The organism is Pseudooceanicola marinus (assembly GCF_002786295.1).
GTDB lineage: Bacteria > Pseudomonadota > Alphaproteobacteria > Rhodobacterales > Rhodobacteraceae > Pseudooceanicola > Pseudooceanicola marinus.
Genome location: NZ_PGTC01000009.1, coordinates 20,699 through 43,808 on the forward strand (window position 1 = coordinate 20,699; position 23,110 = coordinate 43,808).

Genomic DNA, 23,110 nt, shown 5'->3' on the forward strand with positions numbered 1-23,110 from the left:
TCACAGCCCCATCTCGCTGAGCGAGGGGTGATCGTCGGGGCGGCGCCCTTGCGGCCAGTAGAACAGCCGGTCGAGCGAGGCGATCTTCTCGTCGTTGATCGAGGCGTGGCGTTCGGCCATCAGTCCGGTGGCGTCGAACGCCCAGTTCTCGTTCCCGTGGGAGCGGTACCATTGCCCGCCCGCGTCGCGCCATTCGTAGGCGAAGCGCACGGCGATGCGGGTCTCGGTGAAGGCCCAGAGCTCTTTCACCAGGCGATAGGCGGTTTCGCGGCGCCATTTCTCGGTCAGGAAGGCGACGATCTCGGCCTGGCCGGTCATGAAGGTGTCGCGGTTCCGCCAGCGGCTCTCCGGCGTATAGGCCAGCGAGACCGACTGCGGGTCGCGGCTGTTCCAGGCGTCCTCGGCCAGGCGCACCTTCTGCGCGGCGGTCTCGGCGGTGAAGGGGGGCAGCGGGGGACGGGACATGACGGGGCTCCTGCGGGCGGTGTCTTGAGAGGGACGGGGGCTTGGGAAACGGGGGGCGGCCGCAGAACGGGCGCGGCCGCCCGCGGGCCTCAGGCGGTGACGCCCTCGGCCAGGGGGAAGTCGATGTCGGTCTGCGCCACCTCGTTGAGGTAGTTGGTCCAGACGCTGAGGGCGACGTTCAGCACGATCTCGATGATCTGCGCCTCGGCGTAGCCCGCATCGCGCACGGCGGTCAGGTCGGCGCCGGACACATGGCCCCGGGTTTCGGCCACCTTCAGGGCGAAGGCCACGGCGGCATCGGCGCGGGCATCGGTGGATCGGCCCTTGCGGTTCTCGGCGATCTCCTCCGGCGAGAGCTTCGCCAGGTTGGCGCCGAGATAGCTGTGCGCCGAAAGGCATTAGCCGCATCTGTTGTACTGGGCGACGGCCAGGGCGATGCGTTCGCGGGTGGCCAGGCCCAGGCTGTCCTTGCCGACGGCGGCGTAGAGGCCGAGGTAGCCTTCCAGCGCCGAGGGGCTCTGCGCGGCCAGGCGGAAGAGGTTTGGCGTGCTGCCGAGCTGTCTCTTCACATGCTCCAGCAGCGGGCGGGAGGCTTCGGGGGCGGCCTCGATCGAGGCGGGGATGGAGAGGCGCGACATCCTGTGTTCCTTGGTCTGTGCTGATGTCAGAGGGATATACGGCTTCCAGAATCCGGCAGTAGGCGGCAATATCGGGAAGTAGCCTCTCGGAAAGTGGAAGCATGTCTGATCGCCTCGCGGCCATGTCCCTGCTCGTCGCCGCCGTGGACGCCGGCAGTCTCTCCGCCGCGGCCCGTCGGGTGAGCATGCCGTTGGCCACCGTCAGCCGCCGGGTGGCCGAGCTGGAGGAGGAGCTGGGCACCCAGATCGTGCAGCGCTCGCCGCGCGGGCTGAGCCTGACCGAACCGGGAGAGGCCTACCTGGCCGCCTGCCGCAGCATCCTGGAACAGGTCGGCGAGGCGGAGCGGATGGTGGCGGGGGAGTTCCGTGAACCCAAGGGCCTGCTGAACATCACCGCGCCGATCTGTTTCGGTCGGATCCACGTCTTGGGGGTGGTGACCGATTTCCTGCGCGATCACCCGGCGGTCGACGTGCGGCTGGAACAGACGGACCGGCCGATCAACCTGGGCGAGGAACACATCGACGCGGCGGTGCGCATCGGCAACCTGACCGACAGTTCCCTGCGCGCGCGTCGCCTGGGGGAGGTGCGCAAGGTGGTCGTCGCCAGCCCTGGCTACCTGGAGGCGCGCGGCGTGCCTGAAACGCCCGAGGACCTGGCCGGGCATGATTGCCTGTCGTTTGAAACGATCATGCGGTCCGGTCGCTGGACCTTCACCGACGGGGCGGCCGAACGCCACGTGCGCGTCCGCTCGCGCCTGTCGATGAACGCCGCCGACACCGCGATCCTGGCCGCCGAGGCCGGGCTGGGGATCACGCGGGTCCTGTCCTACCAGGTGGCGCCGCTGGTGAAGGCCGGCGCCCTGCGCATCCTGCTGGAGGACTTCGAGCCGCCGCGCTGGCCGGTGCATCTGCTCTATCGCGGTGGCGTGGTTCCGCAGAAGCTGCGCGCCTTCGTCGACTATGCCGCGCCACGGCTGCGCGACAGCATGGCCGGGACCTGGTGATGGGTAATGTGCAACAGCTGTTTGAATTTTGCCGTGAGAAGGGCCGACTTCACCGCCGCAAGTATTGCACCAGTTCGTAATTTCAGTATTTCCCGACATCAGGCAATGCGATGACGTGGGGGCAGATAGACGTGAATGCGAACTCCGGTGGGGCACGGCTGTACCCGCCCCTCGACGTGGAGGATCCCTCCGACATGCTGGGCGACATTCCCCCGGAAAAGGCCGCGGAGGTCTTTCGCCTCTGGGATGAGCTGTCGGGTTTCGACGCCGGCCAGGCGAGGGAGTCGAAGCTGCACCTGTTGCAGCGGCTCTGCGCGCTGACCGGGGCGAAGAATGCCGACTGGGTCGGCTGCGTGCGCCTGCCCGACGGGCCCGCCGATGATCCACTCTTCGGCTGGCGCCCCTACAGCCTGACGGTGCTGAACCCCGACAAGGAGATCAAGCGCCGGATCGCGGAGGCCTTCGAGCGCATGGACGTGGGCCACCCGGATGTCACCACCACCCGCAATGCGGAGCTGGCAGGCAGCTACCGCGTGCTGCTGCTCAGCGACCTGGCGCCCGACGGCTGGTTCAACGGCCCGGCCTACCGGGAATGGTATGCGGCGATCGACCGGCGCGATTCCATCTGGGCGGCGATTCCTGTCAATGCCGAGGCGGAGCTGATGCTGGGGCTGCACCGCGGGTTCGACCAGGAGCCCTTCACCCGGGCCGATCTGCGGCTGGCCAGTTTCTGTCTGCGTGGCCTGGCCTGGTTCTATCGCCAGCAAATGGTCAGCGACGGGATCGGCATCGCCTCGGCCCGGCTGACGCCGACCGAGCACCGCGTGCTGGCGGGCCTGCTGCAGGGGATCAGCGAGGCCAACATCGCCCATGCGAACGGGCAAAGTCCGCATACCACTCATGACCATGTGAAGCGGATCTTCCGCAAGTACGGTGTCTCCAGCCGGTCCGAGCTGATGGCGCTGTGGCTGGGGCGCCAGCCGCGTCCGCGCGGCTGAGCCGACCCGGCGACGGCCCGGGGGTGGCCGCGCGCGGCCTTCCGCATTCCACCTGATCCGGGGGATGGTCATGGGCCGCAGGCCCGGGCAGAACCAGCGGCATGCACGGACAGGGCTGTGGGCGGACCTCTATCGTCCCCGGTGCGTTTCGCAGTCCCCTGGGGGCCGTGCCGCCGGGTGGCGCATCGGCTCGTCTGCAGGGCCCGCGCTGCCCGGTGTGACTGCCCGACCGAACGCTTCCCTGCGCTCCTCACATCTCATGCGAATTGGCTTAGTGCCGCCCCGGCTTTCAGTCGCGGGCGGTTCTTCCATTCTGGCGGCGGCCAATCTGCCGCGATGCTGGGCGCGCGGGGTGCGATATTTTATATAAAAACCATATTTTATAAAAAATGGTTGACGGAGGCGCGGCTCCCGGGGCTTGTTGGCGAGGACAGAGACAAGAGGGCGGTCGCAACAGGCCGCCCCGGAACGACAGCGGGGACAAGATGAAGATCGCAATTCTGGGTGGAGGCAACGGCTCGCTCGCCGGGGCAGGGGATTTCGCACTGGCAGGGCACGACGTGCGTCTGTGGCGGCGCAACCCCGAGGATGTGGCCGAACACGCCAAGCGCGGCGACACCATCACCGTGCGCGACGGCAAGGGCACCCATGAGGGCAAGCTGGCGCTGGTCACCAGCGACATCGCCGAGGCGCTGGAGGGGGCGGAGCTGATCCTCTGCCCGATCCCGGCTCCGGCCCATGCCGACCTGGCCAGCGTCATCGCCCCGCACCTGAAGCCGGGCATGGTGATCTACCTGCCGCCGGGCACGCTGGGCACGATGATCCTGGCCAATGCCGCGCGCGAGGCCGGCACGCTGGAGGGCGTGGCCTTCGCCGAGACGGGCACGCTGCCCTGGCTGGTGCGCAAGCATGACTTCTCCGAGGTCGTCATCTCCACCCGCGCCGTGCGTCTGCCCACGGGCGTCTACCCGGTGGCCGACACCGATCGCGCGCTGAAGGTGATCGACACGGCCTTCCCCGGTGTGATCGAACGCTGCGAGGACGTGCTGTCTGCCGCGCTGATGAACGCCGGCGCCATCATCCATGCGCCGCTGATCATGATGAACGCCGCGCCCTTGGAGCATTTCGAGGCCTGGGACATCCACAACGAGGGCACCCAACCCTGCGTGCGCACCGTCACCGACCAGCTGGACGCGGAACGCATCGCCGTGCGCGAGGCCTTCGGCTACGGCGCGCCGCACTTCCCGCTGGCGGATTACTACCGCGACGACAGCGAGATGTGGATGTACGACCGCGAGGCCCGCGCCAACCTGACCGACAGTGGCGACTGGCGCGAGAAGATCGACCTGCACGCGCATCGCTACATGATGGAAGACACCCGCCTGGGCCTGTCGCTGATCTGCTCCATGGCCGAGGTGGCGGGCATCGACGTGCCCGTGGCCCGCGCCCTGATGACGCTGGGCGGTACCATCAACCACCAGGACTTCATGCAGACCGGTCGGCCCCTGTCCGCCGTGGGCCTGGGCGGCCTGTCGATGGACGAGCTTAAGGCCAAGGCGGAAGGACCCTCGGCATGACGCAGACCATCGCCTGTCTTGGCGCCGGCCGGATGGGGCGGGGGATCGCCCTGGTCTTCGCCTATGCCGGTCACCCGGTCGCCCTGGTCGATTTCAAACCGCGCGAGGCGGCTGATTTCGACCGGCTGCAGGCCGAGGCCCGGACGGAGATCACCGAGACCCTGACCATGATGGCGCGCTTCGGCATGTTCGAGGCGGCCCTGGTGCCGACCATTGCCACCCGGGTGACCGTGGTGCCCGAGGTTGGGGCGCCCGAGGCGCTGGGCGCGGCCGATGTGGTCTTCGAAGGCTTCCCCGAGGTGCCCGAGCTGAAGCGTGAGGCCCTGGCCCGCGCCGAGGCGCTGATGAAGCCCGATGCGATCCTGGCCTCGACCACCTCCACCATCCTGGTGGATGACCTGTCGCCCGCCCTGGCGCGGCCCGAACAGTTCCTCAATGCCCACTGGCTGAACCCGGCCTTCCTGGTGCCGCTGGTGGAACTGTCGCCGGGCAAGGCCACCGCGCCCGAGGTCACTGCGCAGCTGTCGGCGCTGTTGGAGGCGACCGGCAAGGTGCCCGTCACCTGCGCCGCGGCGCCGGGCTACATGATCCCGCGCATCCAGCAGGTCGCCATGAACGAGGCCGCCCGCATGGTCGAGGAAGGAGTCGCCAGCGCCGAGGATCTGGAAAAGGCGATCCGCTACGGCTTCTCCTTCCGCTTCTCCGTGCTGGGGCTACTGGAGTTCATCGACTGGGGCGGGGGCGACATCCTCTACTACGCCTCCGAGTACCTGTCGAAGGCGCTGGACAACCCCCGCTACGAGGCGCCGCAGGTCATCCGCGACAACATGGATGCGGGCCATATCGGCCTGAAGACCCGGCAGGGCTTCCTCAACTACGAGGGGATGGACGTGGCCGCCTACCGCGAGGCGAAGCTGCGGGCCCTGGCCGAACGGCTGAAGGCCGAGGACCTGATGCGCCCGCCCGTCGCCTGACGGTTGAATCCCCTCTGCGCGCGGGCTGAGAAATTGGGCCGCGTGCGACAGCACTAGATGGGATTTTCGAAAGAAATCCCTATTGTGCAAAATATGTTTTGACTCCCCCGCCCGGGCGGCAAAATCATCGACCTATCCCAAGGCCCCGTCCCGCCTGTGCGAGGCAGGGGCAACAAGCCGGACAACCGGCGTCTTACCCCAACAGGAAAGAGAGACCCATGACCCACGAAAGCCGTTCCAGACGTCCGGCCCGCCCCGCAGGCCGTTTCGCCCTGGCCGCCCTCGCGGCGCTCGGCCTGCAGGCCGGCGCTGCCCAGGCCCAGGAAGTGCTGAAAGCCGTCAGCGCTTTCCCCGTGCCGATGTTTTGGACCCAGGATTTCCTGCACTTCGTCGACGAGGTGAACGAGACCGGCGAAGGTGTCGTCCAGATCCAGATGATGGGCGGCCCCGAGGTCTTCCCGCCGACCCAGCAGGTCGATGCGTTGGAACGTGGCATCGTCGACATCCAGTACGGCCCCTCGACCTATCACCTGGGCTCGGCGCCCGAGATCGACGCGCTGGTCGGCTCCAACGTGACGCCCGAAGTGGCGCGCGAAGGCGGCGGCTTCGATCTGATGCAGGACATCCTGCTGGAGCGTCTGGGCGTGCGGCTGATGGCGCTTGGCCAGTCCGGCCTGCAGTTCCACATCTGGTCGGTGGACGAACCCACCGTGGGCGAGGATGGCAGCGTCGACATGAACGGTGCACGCCTGCGCTCGCAGCCGATCTACCAGGGCTTCTTCGAGAGCCTCGGCGCCGTGCCCGTCTCTGCCCCCGTGCCGGAGGTCTATACCGGGCTGGAACGTGGTACCTTCGACGGCATCGGCTGGCCGATCGCCGGCGTGACCGATATGTCCTGGGATAAGTACCTGAAATATCGCATTGATCCGGGCTTCTTCAACACCGACCTGGTGATCTTCATGAACCCCGAAAGCTACGAGGGCCTCAGCGATGAGGCGCGCGAGATCATCGACGCCGCTGCCCTGAACTATGAGCTGACCTCGCGCGATCGCCTGGCCAGCGTGACGGCGGAGACCGACGCGGCGGTGCGGGAGGGCGGCATCGAGGTCATCACCCTGGAGGGCGAGGCGGCCCAGGCCTACCTCGACGGCGCCTACGGCTCCGCCTGGGCACGGCTGGAGGCCTCGGACAGCGCCCATTACGACGCACTGCGCGATGCCTTCTACCAGGAATGAGCGTCGGCCCCTGAGCTGACCCTGGCGGGGTGCGCCCAGGCCGCGCCCCCGTTCTCTTTCAAGACAACAGGACATCCAGACCCATGGCCAGGCTCTATGACCGTGCCATCACGCTGCTGGCCGCGACCGGGGCGCTCAGTCTCCTCGGGATCACGCTGATGATCGTGGTGGACGTGGTGCTGCGCAACACCGGCTTTCGTCCCTTGCAGTCGACCAGCGCGCTTTCGGAATATGCCATGCTCTACTCGACCCTCTGCGCCGCCCCCTGGCTGGTGCGCGAGAACGGGCATGTGGCGATCACCGCCTTCGCCTCGATGATGCCGACGCGGCTGTGTTTCGCCGTATCGATGGCCGTGCAGATCCTGTCGGTGCTGGTGCTGGCCGTGCTGGCCTGGCGCGCGGGCGCCGTGGGCTGGGACCGCTACGCCGCCGGCAACATGGACATGCGGTCCGTCACCCTGCCGGGCTGGCTGCTTTACGCCTGGCTGTCGATGGGGCTGGCGCTGACGGCGGTGGAGTTCGCGCGCCTTGCCCTGCGCGGCCGGGTCTACACCGGCTCTGCGGGGGGCGCGTGATGGAGTGGTATGCCGCCACCGCCCTCCTGCTGGGCGGTCTTTTGTTGCTGATGTTCCTCGGGATGCCCGTGGCCGTGGCCTTCCTGGCAATCAACACCCTGGGCGTGCTGGTCTTCATGGGCGGCCTCGGGGGCATCGACCAGCTGGTGTCGAATGCCACCGACTCGATCACCACCTTCTCGCTGGTGCCGGTGCCGCTGTTCACCATCATGGGGGAGCTTCTGTTCCACACCGGCCTGGCGGTGCGGGTCTTCGACGCGCTGGATATGTGTTTCGGCCGCCTGCGCGGGCGGCTCAGCTACATGACCGTGGGGGGCGGAACGCTCTTCGCGACGCTCTCGGGCTCGTCCATGGCGAACACGGCGATGCTGGGCTCGACCCTGATGCCCGACATGCTGCGCCGGGGCTACAAGCCGCATCTGATCATGGGGCCGATCATCGCCACGGGGGGCGTCGCGATGATCATCCCGCCGTCCTCGCTGGCGGTCCTGCTGGGCTCGCTGGCCCGCATCGACGTGGGCGGCCTGCTGATCGCCGGGCTGATCCCGGGGCTGATCTTGATGGCGCTTTACGTGGCGGTGATCCGCATTTCCATCGCGCTGGACCCCGACGCCGCGCCCTCCTACGACGTCGATCGCCCGCCGCTGACAACCATCCTGCGCACCCTGGTGGTCAACGTCCTGCCGATGAGCCTCGTGGTCTTCTCGGTCATCGGGCTGATCCTGCTGGGCTGGGCGACGCCCACGGAATCCGCGGCCTTCGGCGCGGTGTCGGTGGGCGTGCTGGCGCTGTGCTACGGGAAGCTGTCGGTCGAGGTGCTGATGAAGGCGTTGATGGGCACGCTGAAGGTGTCGGGCATGATGCTGATGATCATCATCGGCTCCACCACCTTCTCGCAGCTGCTGGCCTTTTCGGGGGCCTCCTCGGGCATGATCTCCTTCGCTACGGGGTTCGATCTGGGCCACTACGGGATGCTGGCGGCGATGCTGGCGGTGCTGATCGTGCTGGGCATGTTCATGGATCAGCTGTCGATCATGATGCTGACCCTGCCGATCTTCATCCCGCTGACCCAGATGTACGGGATCGACCCGGTGTGGTTCGGCGTCGCCATGCTGCTGGCGCTGGAGATGAGCCTGGCGACGCCGCCCTTCGGCCTGCTGCTGTTTGTCATGGCGGGGGTGGCGCCCAAGGGCACGACGCTGGGCCAGATCGCGCGCGCCGTGCTGCCCTACCTGGCCTGTTCGATCCTGCTGATCCTGGCCCTTGTGATCTGGCCCGGGCTGGCCACCTGGCTGCCCGGCATGATCCGCTAGCGCGACAGCCGACCGGATCGGCCCGCCGGAAACGACAAGGGCCCGCGCTGTTGGCGCGGGCCTTTTGCATGGGGAGACTCGCGGCCGGTCAGGTGCCCCGGTCGGTTTCATCCTCGCCCTTCAGCAGGCTCTCGATGATCTCGCCGGTGCGGCGGAACCCCTTGGCCATCAGCGCCACGGCGGCCTCTTCGTCCCGGGCCACGGCCCGTTCGGCGATCTCGCGATGCTCGGCCAGGTAGGATTTCTTCAGGAAGACATTGCCGCCCCGGGTGCTGAAATAGGGCCAGCGGTAGCGTTGCGTCTGGTTGTAAAGCTGTGTGGAAAAGACCTTCATCCAGTTCGACCCGCTTTCGCTGACCAGCGCATGGTGGAAGGCGCGGTGGCGGTCCTCCAGCTGGTGCACCTGCTCCTCGGTCACCTCGGCGCCCAGCTCCAGGTTGCGTTCAAAGGCCCGCGACAGGGCATGGAAGGTGCCCATCACGCGGCCTTCCCAGTCGTCGTCGCCGCGGCGGATCGAGCGGCGGAAGGCCTCGCAGTCGATCAGGATGCGGGTGTCGATCGCGTCCCACATCTCCTCCGTCGAGATCTCCGTCACGCGGAAGCCGCGCGCGGCGTAGGACACCACAAGCTGTTCGCTCTGCAGCCGGTTCAGCGCCTCCCGCAGGGGCGAGAAACTGAACCCGTAGCGTTCCTTCAGCGCCTGCAGGCGCAGCGGGCTGCCGGGCGCGAAATGGCCCTTCAGGATGTCCGCGCGGATGCTGTCATAGGCGAGCTGCCCCAGGGTCTGGTCAGGCTGGCGTTCGGTCAGGTTTTCAGACGCCATCGCGGGCCTCCCTTGCTGTCCGGGCAGAGTAACCGCCTGCCGCGACGGGCGAAATGCGAAAGCGCAGATTTTCGAAATAATGGGCGAAGCGAACCGTCCGGGGCTTGCTCCGGCGGCACTTCGTCAGGGGGGCGCGTCAGGCGCGCTGCGGCACCGGCAGGACGGCGCGGATCATCTCGTCGCTGAAGGGGCGCAGCAGCATGAACCAGCCAAGGTCCAGCACCGCGTCCATGTCCGCCTCACCGGCGGTCAGGATCATGCGCGCACCGCGCGCGTGAAGGGTTTCGGCCAGCCCGATGTCCTGCAACTGGGCCAGGCGCATCTCCAGGAAGGCGGCCGCCAGCGCGGGTTCGGCCTCGATCGTCGCAGCGATCTCTTCGGGAGAGGTGACGTGCAGGACACGGCAGGGCCCATGAGCGCTCAGCGCATCGGCAATGTCCGTCGCGATCAGCAGATCGCCCTCCAACACGAGGTAGACCGGAAGGTCGGCAGCGCCGGCCCGGTCGGGGGAATAGGTCATGATTCTCCTTTCGTTATCCCCCGTCTGGAACAACTTGGCTTCCGGCGCATTAAACTGTGACAAGTCTGAAGAGGATTAATGCCTTGGCGACCGATTGCCGTAACTGCCCGCTGCGCCCCCGCCCGCTGTTCGATGACATGTCCGAGTCCGAACTGGCTTTCATGCGCAACTTCAAGACCGGAGAGCTGGAGGTCGAGGCCGGCGCGCAGCTGATGATGGAGGGCGCGAACGCCCCGCACCTGTATACCGCGCTGGAGGGTCAGGGCCTTCGTTACAAGACCCTTGAGACCGGGGAGCGGCAGGTCATCAACTTCGTCCTGCCCGGCGATTTTATCGGGCTTCAGGCCGGGGTGATGAACGTGATGTACCACACGGTGGAGGCCACCACGCGCATGCGGCTGTGCGTCTTCAACCGGGCCGCGCTGTGGTCGCTCTTCGAGGAACAGCCCGAACGGGCCTATGACCTGACCTGGCTTTCGGCTGTCGAGGAACGCTTCCTGGGTGAAAGCCTGGCCATGCTGGGACATATGAGCGCCGAACAGCGGATCGCCCGCGCCTTCCTGCGCCTGCAGGATCGCGGCACCGCCCTGGGCATGGTGAAGAACCGCGAGATGCCGCTGCCCTACCGACAGCAGGACCTGGCGGATGCCCTGGGCCTGTCGCTGGTGCACACCAACAAGACGCTGAAATCCATGCGCGAACGCGGTCTGGCAGATTGGCGCGGCGGGAGCATGAAGATCCTCGACTATTCCGGCCTCTGCGAACTGGCCGAGATGGAGGAGGACCGCTCCCTCACCCCCCGACCGCTGATCTGATCGCCCCCGGTCCGACAGGGCCAGAGTTGTCCCACGGCCCTTGGGCCCCCTTACGTCAGGGGGCAGTCTGGCCGACGTTGCGTCCCGGTGGCGGCCCTGTCCCATACGGTTGTCGACGGATGGCGCGCCGTGCGCCACTATCGCTCGCAGAGGCGCCCGGGGAGGGGGCCGCTGTGGGAGGCACAGATGGAATTCGACTACGTCATCGTCGGCGGGGGCTCCGCCGGGGCGACCCTGGCCGCACGCCTGTCGGAGGACCCGGGGCTGAGCGTCTGTCTGATCGAGGCGGGCGGGCGCGGCGACGGGATCCTGGTGCGGATCCCCGCCGGGGCGGTGGCCATGCTGCCGGGCTATGGCAAGATCAACAACTGGGCCTTTCACACCGTGCCGCAACCCGGACTGAACGGGCGGCGCGGCTACCAGCCGCGCGGGCGCGCCCTGGGCGGGTCTTCGGCGATCAATGCCATGCTTTACGTGCGTGGCCAGCGGCAGGATTACGATGGCTGGGCTGATCTGGGCTGCGAGGGCTGGGATTGGGACAGCGTGCTGCCCTGGTTTCGCCGCGCCGAGGGACATGAGGACGGGGCCGATGCTTTTCACGGTGGCGACGGGCCCTTGCAGGTGTCGCACCAGAAGGCGCCGCGCCCGATCACCCGGGCCTTCATCGCGGCGGGGCAGGAATTGCAGCTGCGCGAGCGGGAAGACTTCAACACCGGCGACAATGAGGGGATCGGCCTCTTTCAGGTGACCCAGTTCCACGACCCGGCCCGCAATGGCGAGCGCTGCTCGGCCGCCGCCGCCTATCTGCATCCGGTGATGGGGCAGCGCGCCAATCTGACGGTGCTGACCGGCGCCCGGGCCCAGCGGATCCTGCTGGAGGGGCGCCGGGCGACAGGGGTCGAGATCCGGCGCGGGCGGCGGGTGCAGCAGATCCGCGCCCGGCGCGAGGTGATCCTGGCGTGCGGCGCCTTCGGCTCGCCCCAGCTTCTGCAGCTGTCGGGCATCGGGCGGCCCGAAGACATCACGCCGCACGGCATCGAGATGCGGCACGAGCTGTCCGGCGTGGGCCGCAACCTTCAGGACCACCTGGATTTCATCCTGGCCTGGAAAACCCGCGACACCGACAATTTCGGCATCGGCCTGCGCGGCACCGGACAACTGCTGCGCCACCTGGCGCGCTGGCGTCGCGACGGGCGGTCGATGGCCGCCACGCCCTTTGCCGAGGGGGCGGCCTTCTTCCGCTCCACTCCGCAGGTGGACCGGCCCGACCTGCAACTGCATCTCGTCATCGCCATGGTAGACGATCACGCCCGGCGCCTGCACCTGGGCCATGGCTATTCCTGCCACGTCTGCGTGCTACGCCCCCATTCGCGCGGGCAGGTCAGCCTGGCCTCGGGCGATCCGCTGGCCGATCCACTGATCGACCCGGCCTATCTGTCGGACCGCCGCGACCTCGACCTGCTGATCGCGGGCGCCCGCCAGGCGCGGCGGCTGATGCTGGGCGCGCCCCTGGCGCCCTATCGCGACCGCGAGCTGCACGGGATGCACGACGACATGACCGATGCCGAGTGGGAGCGGCACATTCGCGCCCGGGCTGACACGATCTATCATCCCGTGGGTACCTGCCGCATGGGCGTGGACGAGGGCGCGGTGGTCGACCCGCAACTGCGGGTGCATGGGCTGCAGGGGCTGCGGGTGGTGGATGCCAGCGTCATGCCGACGCTCATTTCAGGCAATACCAACGCCCCCACGATCATGATCGCCGAACGCGCCGCCGCAATGATCCTGGCCGCCGCCCGGGGCGAGGACGAGTGCGCCGGGCATCAGGCCGCCCGCGCCTCCTGAACCGGGCTGGGGAGGTCCGGGCAAACGAAGGGGCCGGGCCGCATCCCGCGCCCGGCCCCTCGTTTCGGTCAAGGCGGCGCCTCAGGCGCCCTTGATCATGTCGGCGGCCTTTTCGGCGATCATGATGACCGGGGCATTGGTGTTGCCGGTGGTGACGAAGGGCATGATCGAGGCATCGACCACGCGCAGCCCCTGCACCCCGTGCACCTTCAGCTCCGCATCGACCACGGCCATGTCGTCGCTGCCCATTTTGCAGGTGCCGCACTGGTGGTGATAGCTCATCACCGCCGAGCGGGCATAGTCGGCCAGCTCTGCGTCCGTCTGGGCCTCGGGGCCGGGGTAGATCTCGCGCTTGATCCATTTCGACAGGGCGGGCTGTTCGGCGATCTCGCGGATCATCTTCACACAGGCGATCAGGGTGTCGACGTCATACTGGGTGGCCAGCACGTTGGGATCCAGCAGCACGCGATCTTCGGGATCGGCCGAGGACAGGCGCACCTCGCCGCGCGAGGTGGGTTTCACGCCGCCCGCGTTGAAGGTGAAGGCATTGGCCACGCTGGCGTCCTGCTCAGGGGCGTAATAGGGGCCGAAGAGGCCCAGGGGCTGCATGTCGGGCTCCGGCAGCTCCGGCGAGGACTTGGCGAAAAGATGCGTGTGTAGAGGCGTCATGCCCATATGCGGGGGCGGGGGCACCTGGCCCTCGGCCTCCCAGGTGACGGGCAGCAGGGTGTGATCGTGCAGGTTCTGACCGACGCCGGGCAGGGGGTGTTTCACCTCGATCCCCATCTCGCCCAGGTGATCGGCCGGGCCCACGCCCGACAGCATCAGGATGCGCGGGCTTTCGATCGCGCCGCCGCAGACGATCACCTCGGATGCGGCCGACACGGTGTGCATCTCGCCCGCCTGCATGTAGGTCACGCCGGTGGCGTGACTGTCCTCGATCTCCACCCGATGCACGCGGGCATTGGTCATCAGCGTCAGGTTCGGCCGCTCCAGCGCCGGTTGCAGGAAGGCCACGGCGGTCGACTGACGCTTGCCGTCGCGGGTGTTCAGATCGCAGAAGCCGACGCCCATCTGGTCGCCCGAGTTGCAGTCGGGGTTGTAGGCATGGCCCGCCTGCACGGCGGCCTCGACCATGGCCTTGTTGATCACATGCGGCTGGATTTCCGCCGTGACATGCAGCAGCCCGCCCTTGGCGTGCATGGGCGACGGGTCGCCCGAATAGTCCTCGGATTTCAGGAAGTAGGGCAGAACCTCGTCCCAGCTCCAGCCGTCGTTGCCCTGGGCTGCCCAGCCGTCGTAGTCGGTGGCCGCGCCGCGCACGTAGATCATGCCGTTCAGCGAAGAGGACCCGCCCAGGGTCTTGCCACGCGGCCAGAACAGCTCGCGGTCCTGGGCATGGGCCTGGGGCACGGTCCAATAGGCCCAGTCATAGGGCGAATTCCACAGCTCGATCACCCGCATCGGCGTCCAGATCATGTCGGTGTCATCCGGCCCGCCGGCCTCCAGCAGCAGCACCGTCTTGCCTTCCTCGGTCAGCCGGTTGGCCAGCACGCAACCCGCGCTGCCCGCACCGACGATCACGTAATCGAAGGTGCCGTCCTGCGCATGGGCCGGGTTCAGCGAGGCGCCGAGCGTGCCGGCGGCGGTGGTGATGACGCCCGTGGCCACGGCCATGTGGCCGATGAAGCTGCGCCGGGTCATGCCGTTCTGGGTCTTGTCCATCTTGGTCATTTTCAGTTCCTGTTGGTCTGCCGGCCCGCGACGTGTCGGGCCGGTCTGTAAATGGGCCGGTCTGTTGGGGAAGGCGTCAGGCGATGATCGTCTGGATGTCGGTGTAGGCGTTCAGGCCCTCCTGTCCGAACTCCACCCCCACGCCCGACATCTTGCGCCCACCGAAGGGGGCATCGGGGCGGATCATGCCATGCTGGTTGATCCAGACGGTGCCGCAGTCCAGACGCTTGGCGATCTCCCTGGCCTTCTCGACATCTGCCGACCAGACAGAGCCGCCCAGCCCCGTGGGCCCGGCGTTGGCCTTGGCGATCACCTCGTCCAGATCGCGGTACTTGATGATCGGCAGGGCGGGGCCGAACTGTTCCTCGTCGACCAGCGCATCGCCGTTGTCGAGGCCGGAGATCAGCGTCAGCGGGAAGAACAGCCCCTCGCCCGGGGCGCCGCCCGTCAGCACGGTGCCCTTCCGCGCGGCATCGGCCACCAGCCGGGCGACCTTGTCGAACTGCATCTGGTTGGCGATGGGACCCATGACAGACCCCTCGTCCAACCCGTCGCCCATGGGGATATTTTTCACGTAGGCGGCGAAGGCCTCGCAGACCGCGTCATGCACGTCTTCATGGACGTAAAGGCGTTTCAGCGCGGCGCAGGTCTGGCCCATGTTGATGAAGGCCGACCAGAACAGCCCTTCGGCGATTGCCGCAGGGTCCACGTCGGGCAGGACGATGCCCGCATCGTTGCCGCCCAGCTCCAGCGTCATCCGCGTCATGTTGGGCGCGGCCGAGGCCGCCACCTTGCAGCCCGTGGCGGTAGAGCCGGTGAAGACGATCTTGTCGATACCCCTATGGCCCGAAATCAGAGCGCCCAGGTTGTCGGTGGTCTCATCCGAGCAGACGACGTTGACCACGCCCGCAGGCAGGACCTCGTTCATCAGGGCGACAAATCGCAGCGTCGACAGCGGCGTGTAGGGCGAGGGTTTCGCGACCACCGTGTTGCCGGTGCGGATGGCGGGCAGGATGTGCCAGGTGGCGATCAGCACGGGCCAGTTCCAGGGCGTGATCGAGGCCACGACGCCGAGCGGCGGGCGCTGCATCTCGACCCTTTCCTTGTCGCTGTCCACCAGCACCTGCATCGGTGCCGACAGGGTGCCGGTGTAGTGGCTCCAGGCGCTGACGCCGCCCATCTCGAACCGCGATCCGACACCGCCCAGGGGCTTGCCCTGTTCGAGGGTGATCAGGCGCGCCAGCTCCTCGGCGTGTTCTTCCATCTTGGCGGCGATGGCATGGCAGGCGGCGGCACGGTCCGCGTCAGGCGTCGAAGCCCAGGCGGGGAAGGCGGCGCGGGCGGCGGCCACGGCATCCTCCAGGTGCGCGGCGGTGCCCTGGGGCGCGTGGCCGACCACGGCCCCAGTGGCGGGGTTGGTCACCGCGAAGGTGTCCTCGGTCGTGACGGGCTTGCCGCCGATGATCATCGGGTAGGGGCCGGGGGCGTCCTGATCCAGTGCCATTGTTGTTGTCCTCTGTCCTGCGGGGCGTCGTTGAACAGCAGGCTAGGGGCTCCGCGGGGCAGGGGTCTTGGGCGCAGGCGTCGCGGGGCTTGGCCCTATGCGTCACCCGTCGCGGCGGTGGCGCCCGGCGCATGGCCGAAACGGGCGCGGAAGACATGGTAGAAATGCGACAGGTCGCCAAAGCCCATGTCCCAGGCCACGTCAGAGATATTGCGCCCGCCCCGGTGTTCCAGCTGATGGCGCGCCTGGTCCAGCCGGGTGGCCAGGATGCGGTCGCGCGGCGTCTCGCCCAAGGGGGCGAAGGCGCGCTGCAACCGGCGCGGGGCCACGTTCAGCAGCTCGGCCAGGGCGCCGGGGCCGAAATCGGGGTCACGGTAGTGCAGGTTGATCAGCGTCAGTGCCTGGCCCAGCAACCCGTCAGCGCGGGCATCGCGCCGGGTCTCGCCACGCGCGGTATCCTGCAGCCAGGCGCCCACGAGCGACAGGAAGGCCTCGTCGATCTGCGGCGGGGTTTCCTCCTGCGCGCGCTGCAGCAGGGCCGTCATCGCCACTGCCAGGCTGTCCTCGCGTCGGATCGACAGCCCGCCGCGGGCAAGCGCGCCGAAGCGGCTGGTCATCTCGGCCCGCGGCAGATGCACCGAGAGCTGTTCCGCCGCCGTGCCTCCGAAATCGAACAGCGACGGCAGAGCGGCGTCGGACAGGAACATGTCGCCCGCCCGCAGCGTGGTCTGGCGCTCCCCTTGCAGCATCTGCGCCTCGCCCCGGCGCTGCAGGGTCAGGACGAAATGATCGGCCTCGTCGCGGCGGATGGCGCGGGCGTCGCGGCGCACCTCGCGGGCGGTCAGGGCGACGCGGGCGATCTCCAGCCCGCCGACGCGGGCGAGGCCGGCGCGGGCCGCAAAGCCCGAGCCCCTGGGGCAGGGTTCAACGTGGTAGGCGCCGCAGATCGACTTGATCCCGGCACGAAAGGCCTCGACATGGGCGAATTCCTGGGCAGCGATGGCATCGCGCATGGGCTCACTCCGGCTTGATCCGATGATCCTAGGCGCGGGAGCGAGCGACGGATAGCGCCCTTCTTGGTGAAAAGTCACATATTTTGCCGCGCTGCCGCTTGTTTGATCGACGCATCGCCATTTGCCGCGCTTCTGCGCGTCAGGTGGGGGCCTGGACTCTGCGCGGCGGCGCCTTGCGCCCGGGGCAAGGGTCATATGCGCCACAAATGATTTGCACTTCAAATCATTTGTGGCGCAAAGAGTGCGGCATGAGCACAGAACCCTCGTCTCCTGACGCGCCCCGCCCCGACCCGCCCCGGCCCGATCCCCGCTCCGTGCGGGATCGCTTCGGCTTTCGCTTCGTCACCCTGGCCCGCGCCTGGCGGCGCGCCGTCGAACAGAAATTGGCCGAGGCCGGGCTGACCGATGCCACCTGGACGCCGCTGATCCACCTTGCAGAAAGCGGCGACGGCATCAGCCAGGTCGACCTGGCCCGCCGCGTGGGGCTGGACGCCTCCACCCTGGTGCGGCTGATCGACATCCTCGAAGGGCGCGGACTGGTGGAACGCGCGCCCGATCCCCGGGACCGCCGCGCCCGCCGCCTGTTGCTGACCACCGCAGGCCGGGCCGAGGTCGCCCGCATCCGCGCCCGGGTGGGCGAGCTGGAGGAGGTCCTTCTGGCTGATCTCGACGATGCCGCGCTGGAGCGGATGTGTGGCGACATGGAGCGGATCGAGACCCGCCTCTCAGCCGTTCTCGCCGCGCCCGGCTCCGCCTCCTCCGCAACCGACTGACCGCCGCCCCATGCATGACCTCCTGACCCGCCTGGGCTTCGACGCCCCCCGTACGCTGTTCTCCGCCCGGACCGCCGTGGCGGTCTGCATCGCCTTCCTGCTGGCCTGGGGGCTGGGGCTGGAACATCCGCAATGGGCCGGCATGACCGTCTGGGCCGCCGCCCAGCCCCTGCGCGGCCAACTGCTGGAGAAGAGCCTGTTTCGCCTGCTGGGCACGATCAGCGGCACCGCCGTGGGCATTCTTCTGGTGCTGGGGATGCAGGTCCATCCGGCGATCCTGGTGGCCGGCCTGGCGGCCTGGGTGGGCGCCTGCACGGCCATCGGCAACTTGCAACGCGGTTTCGTGGCCTATGCCACGGTGCTGGCTGGCTACACCGCCGCCATGGTGGCGCTTCTGGACACCGGGCACCCCGACCAGGTGCTGGCGCTTGGCGCCGACCGCCTGGCCACTGTGCTGACCGGGGTGCTCACCGCCTCCCTCGTCGGCCTGCTGTGGACGCCGGCGGCCAACGGCGCCGACCTGCGCGCCACCATAGCTGAACTGCTGGCCGACCTGCTGGAACATGTGGCCCAGGGACGGCGCGCGGCCCATGGCGCGAGTGAGGCCGATGCGGCGCTGCTGGCGCGGATCGCGGCTCTGGATGACGCGCTGGAGCCTCACGGCGCGGGTCATCCCCGCGCTCGGGCCCGGATCCGCGCGGCGCGCTCGCTGCTGCTGTCGGCGATGTCGCTGCTGTTTACCGGGCCGGCCGTGCCGCGCCCGGCAACGGCGGCTGCCTTGGCGAAGGCGGCGGAGGCCCTGCGCCATGGCGATGCGGGCCGGGCGGCAAAGGCCCTGACCCCGGGGCTGCAGGCCCTGCCGCCCGAGGCGGAGGCCCATGCCAACCTCACCGCGCTTCAGGCCGCCCTGACCGGCTGGGCCAGGGCGCCCGATGCCGCAACACCCGATGGCGATGCCGCCGCCGGCTACCCGGTGATCCCGCATCGCGACCGCCCCGGCGCGACCCAGGCGGGCCTGCGCGCGGGCGGCACGCTGCTGGTCTTCGGCCTGTTGTGGATGCTGACGGGCTGGGCCGCCCTTGGCTACATGCTGCTGGGTCTGTCGGTGATGACCTCGCTTTTCTCCACCTTCGAGAACCCGGCGGGGATGATGCGCTTCGTCTTCCTGGGCCAATGCCTGGGGGTGGCCGGGGCACTGGTGATCCGCTGGCTTGTCTGGCCCTTGGCCGGGACAGAGCTGCAGCAGGTGCTGATGGTGTTGCCTTTCATCCTGCTGGGCCCGCTTCTGGTGGGGCACCGGCGCACGGTCGCGGTGGCCTTCGACTACAACATGGTGATGTTGCTGCTGCTGCACCCCGGGCTGCCGCTGACGGGCAGCTTCGGCGCCTCGCTGGCCTCTGGCGCGGCGGTGGTGGCGGCGCCGCTGGCGGCCTTCGGCGCCTATAGCTGGATCTTCCCGGCCTCCGCCCGCCGGCGCAGCGCCGCCCTGATCCGCGCCATGCTGGAGGATATCGCGGCCATCGCCGCCGCCCCTGGCGCCGTCGCCCGGCCGCTGCACTGGCGGGCGCGGATGTACCACCGCCTGCTGCGGCTGCTGCGCCTGACCCAGCATTCCGCCTCCCTGCGGGCGGAGGCGCTGGCCAGCGCCGAGGCGCTGATGGAACTGGGTCGGGCCGTTACCCGATGCCACCGCATGATGGCGGACGAGGGGCTGGACCCCGGCACCCGCCGCGCGGTCTCGCTGGCGCTGGCGCGCAGCCGGGCGCTGGTCCAGCGGCGCGAGCGGGTGGCCGGGGCCTATGACCGGCTGGCCCGCCGTCTGGGCGGTGAAACCGGCGCGCTGATGGCCCGCACGGCGCGGGCGCTTCAGGCGCTGCCGCCCCCCGATGGCGGGCCGGACCGACGCGCCGCCTGACCTGCGCGGGTCATCCGGCGCCGCGCCTGTTGCGGTGGTGTGCCCAGGGTCCGGCGGAAGGCGGCGATGAAGGCCGAGGCCGAGCCATAACCCAGCGTTGTCGCAACCTCGGCGCTGCTCTGCCCCTGGTCCAGCGCCTGCATGGCCACCAGCATCCGCTGTCGCGTGCGCCATTGCCGGTAGCTCAGCCCGGTCTCCTCGCGGAAGAGCCGCGCCAGGCTGCGTTCGCTGCTGCCGGCCACCGCCCGGGCCAGCTCGCCCAGGCCGCGCGGTTCCGCAGGGGTACGGTTCAGGTGCCGGGTCAGCCGGACCAGCCGTGGATCGCGGCCGCCCGGCAGGCCCAGATCACTGACCTCCAGCCGGGCGATCTCGTCGATCAGCGCCAGGCCCAGCCGTTGCCATTCCGGCGCGGCGGAGCCGTTGCGCCCGGCCTCCGACAGCCGCGCCGCCATCTCGCGCAGCAGGGGCGTCAGGCGCAGGACGCGGCAGGCCGTTTCAGCCCGCGCGACCCCGGCATGGGCCGGGTCGATGAAGGCATTGCAGGTTTCCATGTCGGTCTCACTGCTCAGCGCATGCTCCAGCCCGCCGGGCACCCAGGCGCAATGGCCCGAGGGGACGATCCAGGTGTCGCTGCCCGCCTCCAGCCGCATGACGCCCGACAGGATCATGATCAGCTGGGCGCGGGGGTGGGCATGGGGCATCACGCGGCGCCCGGCCTCGATCGGCCGGCCATGGGCGGTGACAGGGCGCGCCGGATCCACCAGCGCCCCGGGGCTGTCACTGCGCAAGAGTGGCCGAAACTCTACATCCTTGGACATGATGTATTGATAGATCATCTATCCAGACGGGTCTAGAACCGGGGGGCTGCCGATCCCGACACGAGGTGCCACCCCGATGACGCTGTTCAAGAATGCCCTGGTGGCGCTGATCGCCCTCCTCGCCCTGACCCTGGCGCTGGCCAACCCGATGGGCCTGCCGGCGGTACAGGCCCGCACCCTGGGCCTGGTGCTGTTCACCCTGTCTCTCTGGGGCACGGGGGTGGTGCCAGGCTACCTGGCCAGCCTGACCTTCCTGACCGGCGTAGTCATCCTGGAGCTGGCTCCGCCAGAGGCGGCCTTCTCCGGTTTCACCTCGCAGGCCATGTGGCTGATCGTGTCGGGCTTCGTCATCGGCGAGGCGATCCGCAGTTCGGGTCTTGGCCACCGGCTGGCCTTCGCCATCGGCCCGCACCTCAGCCGCAGCTACGGCGCGCTTTTGCTGGGGTTGATGGGGCTGGCGATGGTGCTGGGCTTCCTCATGCCCTCGTCGCTGGGCCGCGCGGTGGTGCTGATGCCTGTGGGCATGGCGCTGGCCGAACGGCTGGGCTTCGACAAGGGATCGAACGGGCGGATCGGCATCGCGCTGATCATCGCCTTCGGCTCTCACATGGCGGGCTACGGGGTGCTGCCGTCGAACATTCCCAACGTGGTGCTGGCGGGGTCTGTCGAACGGATCTACGGGCTGCGCCTGGGCTATGCGGAGTGGCTGTCGCTGCATTACCCTGTGCTGGGGCTGCTGAAAGGACTGGTCATCACCTGGCTGGTGGCGCGGCTCTACCCCGCGCAGGTGGCCGACCTGGGAGAGGCCTCCGACGAGACCAAGCCCGAGGAGAGCACCGCGCGTCAGCTCTGGCTGATGGCGGTGCTGCTGGCGACGCTGGGCTTCTGGATGACCGACACGCTGCACGGCATCAGCCCGGCCTGGATCGGCATGGCGGCCTCGATCGTGCTGCTGCTGCCGCGGGTCGGTTTCCTCGCGCCGCCGGACTTCCGCCGCTCCAGCGACTTCGCAACGCTGCTCTTCGTCTCGGGCGCCCTCGGTCTGGGCGCGGTGGTGAAGGACAGCGGGCTGGGCGAGGTGATCGCCCATGCCGCCGTGCGCCTGCTGCCGCTGGCCGAAGGGCAGGACTTCCTGAACTACCTGTCGCTGTCGGGGCTTTCGATGATCACCGGCGTCTTCACCACGATCCCCGGCGTGCCGGCGGTGCTGACCTCCCTGGCGGGCGAACTGTCGGAGGCGACGGGCCTGACGCTGGACGCGGTGGTGATGACCCAGGTGGTGGGATTCTCCACGGTGATCTTCCCCTACCAGGCGGGGCCGCTGATCGTGGCCATGGGGCTGGCGGGGGAAAGCCTGTCGCACCTGCTGCGCATGACCCTGGCACTGACGCTGGTCACGGTGGTGGCGCTGATCCCGCTGAACTACCTGTGGTGGCAGGTGATGGGGATGTTCTGATCCCGCTGGTTCTGGCGCATGAAAAAGGGGCCGCGCGGGCCCCTTCTTGCTGTCTGTCTGGCGGCTGGGATCAGAAATCCCAGTCCTCGTCCTCGGTCGCCACGGCGCGGCCGATGACGTAGGAGGAGCCGGAGCCGGAGAAGAAGTCGTGGTTCTCGCTGTCGGGGCTCAGCGCCGCCAGGATCGCCGGGTTCACCTCCGCCGCCTCGGGCGGGAACAGCGCCTCGAAGCCCAGGTTCTGCAGCGCCTTGTTGGCGTTGTAGTGCAGGAAAACCTTCACCTCTTCGGTCAGGCCGATGTCATCGTAGAGCTCTTCGGTGTAGCGGCTCTCGATGTCATAGAGCTCGAACAGCAGGTTGAAGGCATAGTCCTTCAGCTCCTGCCGGCGGGCCTCGGTCTGGGTCTCCATCCCGCGCTGGAACTTGTAGCCGATGTAATATCCGTGCACCGCCTCGTCGCGGATGATCAGGCGGATCAGGTCGGCGGTATTGGTCAGCTTGGCGCGGCTGGACCAATACATCGGCAGGTAGAATCCCGAGTAGAAGAGGAAGCTTTCCAGGAAGACGGAGGCGATCTTGCGCTTCAGCGGGTCGGCGCCGGGGGCGTAGGTCTCCAGCACGGCGCGGGCCTTGGCCTGCAGGTGCGGGTTTTCCTCGGACCAGCGGAAGGCCTCGTCGACCTCCTTGGTGGAACACAGCGTGGAGAAGATCGAGGAATAGCTGCGCGCATGCACGGCTTCCATGAAGGCCACGTTGGACAGCACGGCCTCCTCGTGGGGAGTGATCGCGTCGCCCATCATCGCCGGCGCGCCGACGGCGTTCTGGATCGTGTCCAGCAGGGTCAGCCCGGTGAAGACGCGGATCGTCAGCGTCTGTTCCTCGGGGGTCAGCGTGGCCCAGGACTGCACGTCGTTGGACAGCGGCACCTTCTCGGGCAGCCAGAAGTTCACCGTCAGGCGGTTCCAGACCTCCAGGTCCTTGTCGTCCTGCAACCGGTTCCAGTTGATCGCGCGCGGAATCGCGATGCGCTGTGCGTCGTCTTTCATCTCGCCCATCCTCTCGGCGGTGGCGGCGGGGCCGCTCGGAAAATTCTAAGGCCGGCGCCTGGCGCCGGGT

At 68.5% G+C, this 23,110-nt stretch carries 22 protein-coding genes; 12 read left to right on the top strand and 10 right to left on the bottom strand.

Annotated elements, in window-relative coordinates:
• From CVM50_RS01360 to CVM50_RS21910, 3 genes are all read right to left on the bottom strand, one after another.
• Positions 1-465, bottom strand: coding sequence for a nuclear transport factor 2 family protein (locus CVM50_RS01360; RefSeq protein ID WP_085886474.1), 465 nt, complete (start codon positions 463-465; stop codon positions 1-3).
• A gap of 89 nt (positions 466-554) precedes the next feature.
• Positions 555-755 (bottom strand): carboxymuconolactone decarboxylase family protein, encoded by a 201-nt coding sequence (locus CVM50_RS21905; protein WP_232618119.1) that lies wholly within the window; start codon positions 753-755, stop codon positions 555-557.
• Positions 756-863: 108 nt separating this feature from the next.
• A complete protein-coding gene (locus CVM50_RS21910) occupies positions 864-1,103 on the bottom strand; it encodes a carboxymuconolactone decarboxylase family protein (RefSeq protein ID WP_232618120.1) in 240 nt (79 codons plus the stop codon).
• A gap of 101 nt (positions 1,104-1,204) precedes the next feature.
• Between CVM50_RS21910 and CVM50_RS01370 the strand changes: the two genes are divergently transcribed.
• The 7 genes from CVM50_RS01370 to CVM50_RS01400 all read left to right on the top strand — a co-directional run bounded on the left by CVM50_RS01370 (position 1,205) and on the right by CVM50_RS01400 (position 8,779).
• Positions 1,205-2,107, top strand: a complete 903-nt coding sequence (locus CVM50_RS01370; protein WP_085886473.1) for a LysR family transcriptional regulator — start codon at positions 1,205-1,207, stop codon at positions 2,105-2,107.
• Positions 2,108-2,217: 110 nt separating this feature from the next.
• Positions 2,218-3,105 (top strand): response regulator transcription factor, encoded by an 888-nt coding sequence (locus tag CVM50_RS01375; protein ID WP_232618121.1) that lies wholly within the window; start codon positions 2,218-2,220, stop codon positions 3,103-3,105.
• 485 nt (positions 3,106-3,590) lie between these two features.
• On the top strand, positions 3,591-4,682 hold the full coding sequence (locus tag CVM50_RS01380) for an NAD/NADP-dependent octopine/nopaline dehydrogenase family protein (RefSeq protein WP_085886471.1): 1,092 nt from the start codon (positions 3,591-3,593) through the stop codon (positions 4,680-4,682).
• A complete protein-coding gene (locus CVM50_RS01385) occupies positions 4,679-5,656 on the top strand; it encodes a 3-hydroxybutyryl-CoA dehydrogenase (RefSeq protein ID WP_085886470.1) in 978 nt (325 codons plus the stop codon). Before CVM50_RS01380 ends, CVM50_RS01385 begins: the two co-directional genes overlap by 4 nt.
• Before the next feature lie 218 nt (positions 5,657-5,874).
• Positions 5,875-6,891, top strand: a complete 1,017-nt coding sequence (gene dctP / locus CVM50_RS01390; protein ID WP_085886469.1) for a TRAP transporter substrate-binding protein DctP — start codon at positions 5,875-5,877, stop codon at positions 6,889-6,891.
• An 83-nt stretch (positions 6,892-6,974) separates the two neighbouring features.
• Positions 6,975-7,466, top strand: a complete 492-nt coding sequence (locus tag CVM50_RS01395) for a TRAP transporter small permease (protein ID WP_085886468.1) — start codon at positions 6,975-6,977, stop codon at positions 7,464-7,466.
• Positions 7,466-8,779 carry a TRAP transporter large permease gene (locus tag CVM50_RS01400; protein ID WP_085886467.1) on the top strand — a complete coding sequence of 438 codons (1,314 nt, stop codon included), beginning with the start codon at positions 7,466-7,468 and terminating at the stop codon, positions 8,777-8,779. Before CVM50_RS01395 ends, CVM50_RS01400 begins: the two co-directional genes overlap by 1 nt.
• Before the next feature lie 88 nt (positions 8,780-8,867).
• On the opposite strand, the gene CVM50_RS01405 is transcribed toward CVM50_RS01400, so the two are convergent.
• Together CVM50_RS01405 and CVM50_RS01410 are read right to left on the bottom strand one after the other, a co-directional pair.
• Positions 8,868-9,602, bottom strand: coding sequence for a GntR family transcriptional regulator (locus CVM50_RS01405; protein WP_085886466.1), 735 nt, complete (start codon positions 9,600-9,602; stop codon positions 8,868-8,870).
• A gap of 136 nt (positions 9,603-9,738) precedes the next feature.
• Positions 9,739-10,122 (bottom strand): hypothetical protein, encoded by a 384-nt coding sequence (locus CVM50_RS01410; RefSeq protein ID WP_085886465.1) that lies wholly within the window; start codon positions 10,120-10,122, stop codon positions 9,739-9,741.
• Positions 10,123-10,205: 83 nt separating this feature from the next.
• Here CVM50_RS01410 and CVM50_RS01415 point away from each other — a divergent pair, with 83 nt between their 5' ends.
• Entirely contained in the window at positions 10,206-10,937 is a 732-nt protein-coding gene (locus CVM50_RS01415; RefSeq protein ID WP_085886464.1) for a Crp/Fnr family transcriptional regulator, read from the top strand.
• A gap of 186 nt (positions 10,938-11,123) precedes the next feature.
• Positions 11,124-12,782 carry a GMC family oxidoreductase gene (locus CVM50_RS01420; RefSeq protein ID WP_085886463.1) on the top strand — a complete coding sequence of 553 codons (1,659 nt, stop codon included), beginning with the start codon at positions 11,124-11,126 and terminating at the stop codon, positions 12,780-12,782.
• An 81-nt stretch (positions 12,783-12,863) separates the two neighbouring features.
• Here CVM50_RS01420 and CVM50_RS01425 read toward each other — a convergent pair whose 3' ends face one another.
• The 3 genes from CVM50_RS01425 to CVM50_RS01435 form a co-directional block, all read right to left on the bottom strand.
• The gene (locus CVM50_RS01425; protein ID WP_232618122.1) at positions 12,864-14,516 is read right to left on the bottom strand and encodes a GMC family oxidoreductase; all 1,653 of its coding nucleotides are present in this window, start codon (positions 14,514-14,516) and stop codon (positions 12,864-12,866) included.
• 76 nt (positions 14,517-14,592) lie between these two features.
• A complete protein-coding gene (locus CVM50_RS01430) occupies positions 14,593-16,020 on the bottom strand; it encodes an aldehyde dehydrogenase family protein (RefSeq protein WP_100148412.1) in 1,428 nt (475 codons plus the stop codon).
• 95 nt (positions 16,021-16,115) lie between these two features.
• The gene (locus tag CVM50_RS01435; protein WP_159457046.1) at positions 16,116-17,033 is read right to left on the bottom strand and encodes a helix-turn-helix domain-containing protein; all 918 of its coding nucleotides are present in this window, start codon (positions 17,031-17,033) and stop codon (positions 16,116-16,118) included.
• Positions 17,034-17,281: 248 nt separating this feature from the next.
• Between CVM50_RS01435 and CVM50_RS01440 the strand changes: the two genes are divergently transcribed.
• On the top strand, positions 17,282-17,806 hold the full coding sequence (locus tag CVM50_RS01440; RefSeq protein ID WP_085886461.1) for a MarR family winged helix-turn-helix transcriptional regulator: 525 nt from the start codon (positions 17,282-17,284) through the stop codon (positions 17,804-17,806).
• Between the two features lie 10 nt (positions 17,807-17,816).
• Positions 17,817-19,721, top strand: coding sequence for an FUSC family protein (locus CVM50_RS01445; protein ID WP_157792115.1), 1,905 nt, complete (start codon positions 17,817-17,819; stop codon positions 19,719-19,721).
• Here the strand turns inward: CVM50_RS01445 and CVM50_RS01450 are convergent.
• Positions 19,673-20,557, bottom strand: a complete 885-nt coding sequence (locus tag CVM50_RS01450; protein ID WP_198431831.1) for an AraC family transcriptional regulator — start codon at positions 20,555-20,557, stop codon at positions 19,673-19,675. The two genes, CVM50_RS01445 and CVM50_RS01450, sit on opposite strands and share 49 nt — an antisense overlap.
• Before the next feature lie 58 nt (positions 20,558-20,615).
• Between CVM50_RS01450 and CVM50_RS01455 the strand changes: the two genes are divergently transcribed.
• Positions 20,616-21,995, top strand: coding sequence for an SLC13 family permease (locus tag CVM50_RS01455; RefSeq protein WP_085886459.1), 1,380 nt, complete (start codon positions 20,616-20,618; stop codon positions 21,993-21,995).
• Between the two features lie 70 nt (positions 21,996-22,065).
• Here the strand turns inward: CVM50_RS01455 and nrdF are convergent, their stop codons facing one another.
• Entirely contained in the window at positions 22,066-23,040 is a 975-nt protein-coding gene (gene nrdF, locus CVM50_RS01460; protein WP_085886458.1) for a class 1b ribonucleoside-diphosphate reductase subunit beta, read from the bottom strand.
• Positions 23,041-23,110 lie beyond the last annotated feature (70 nt).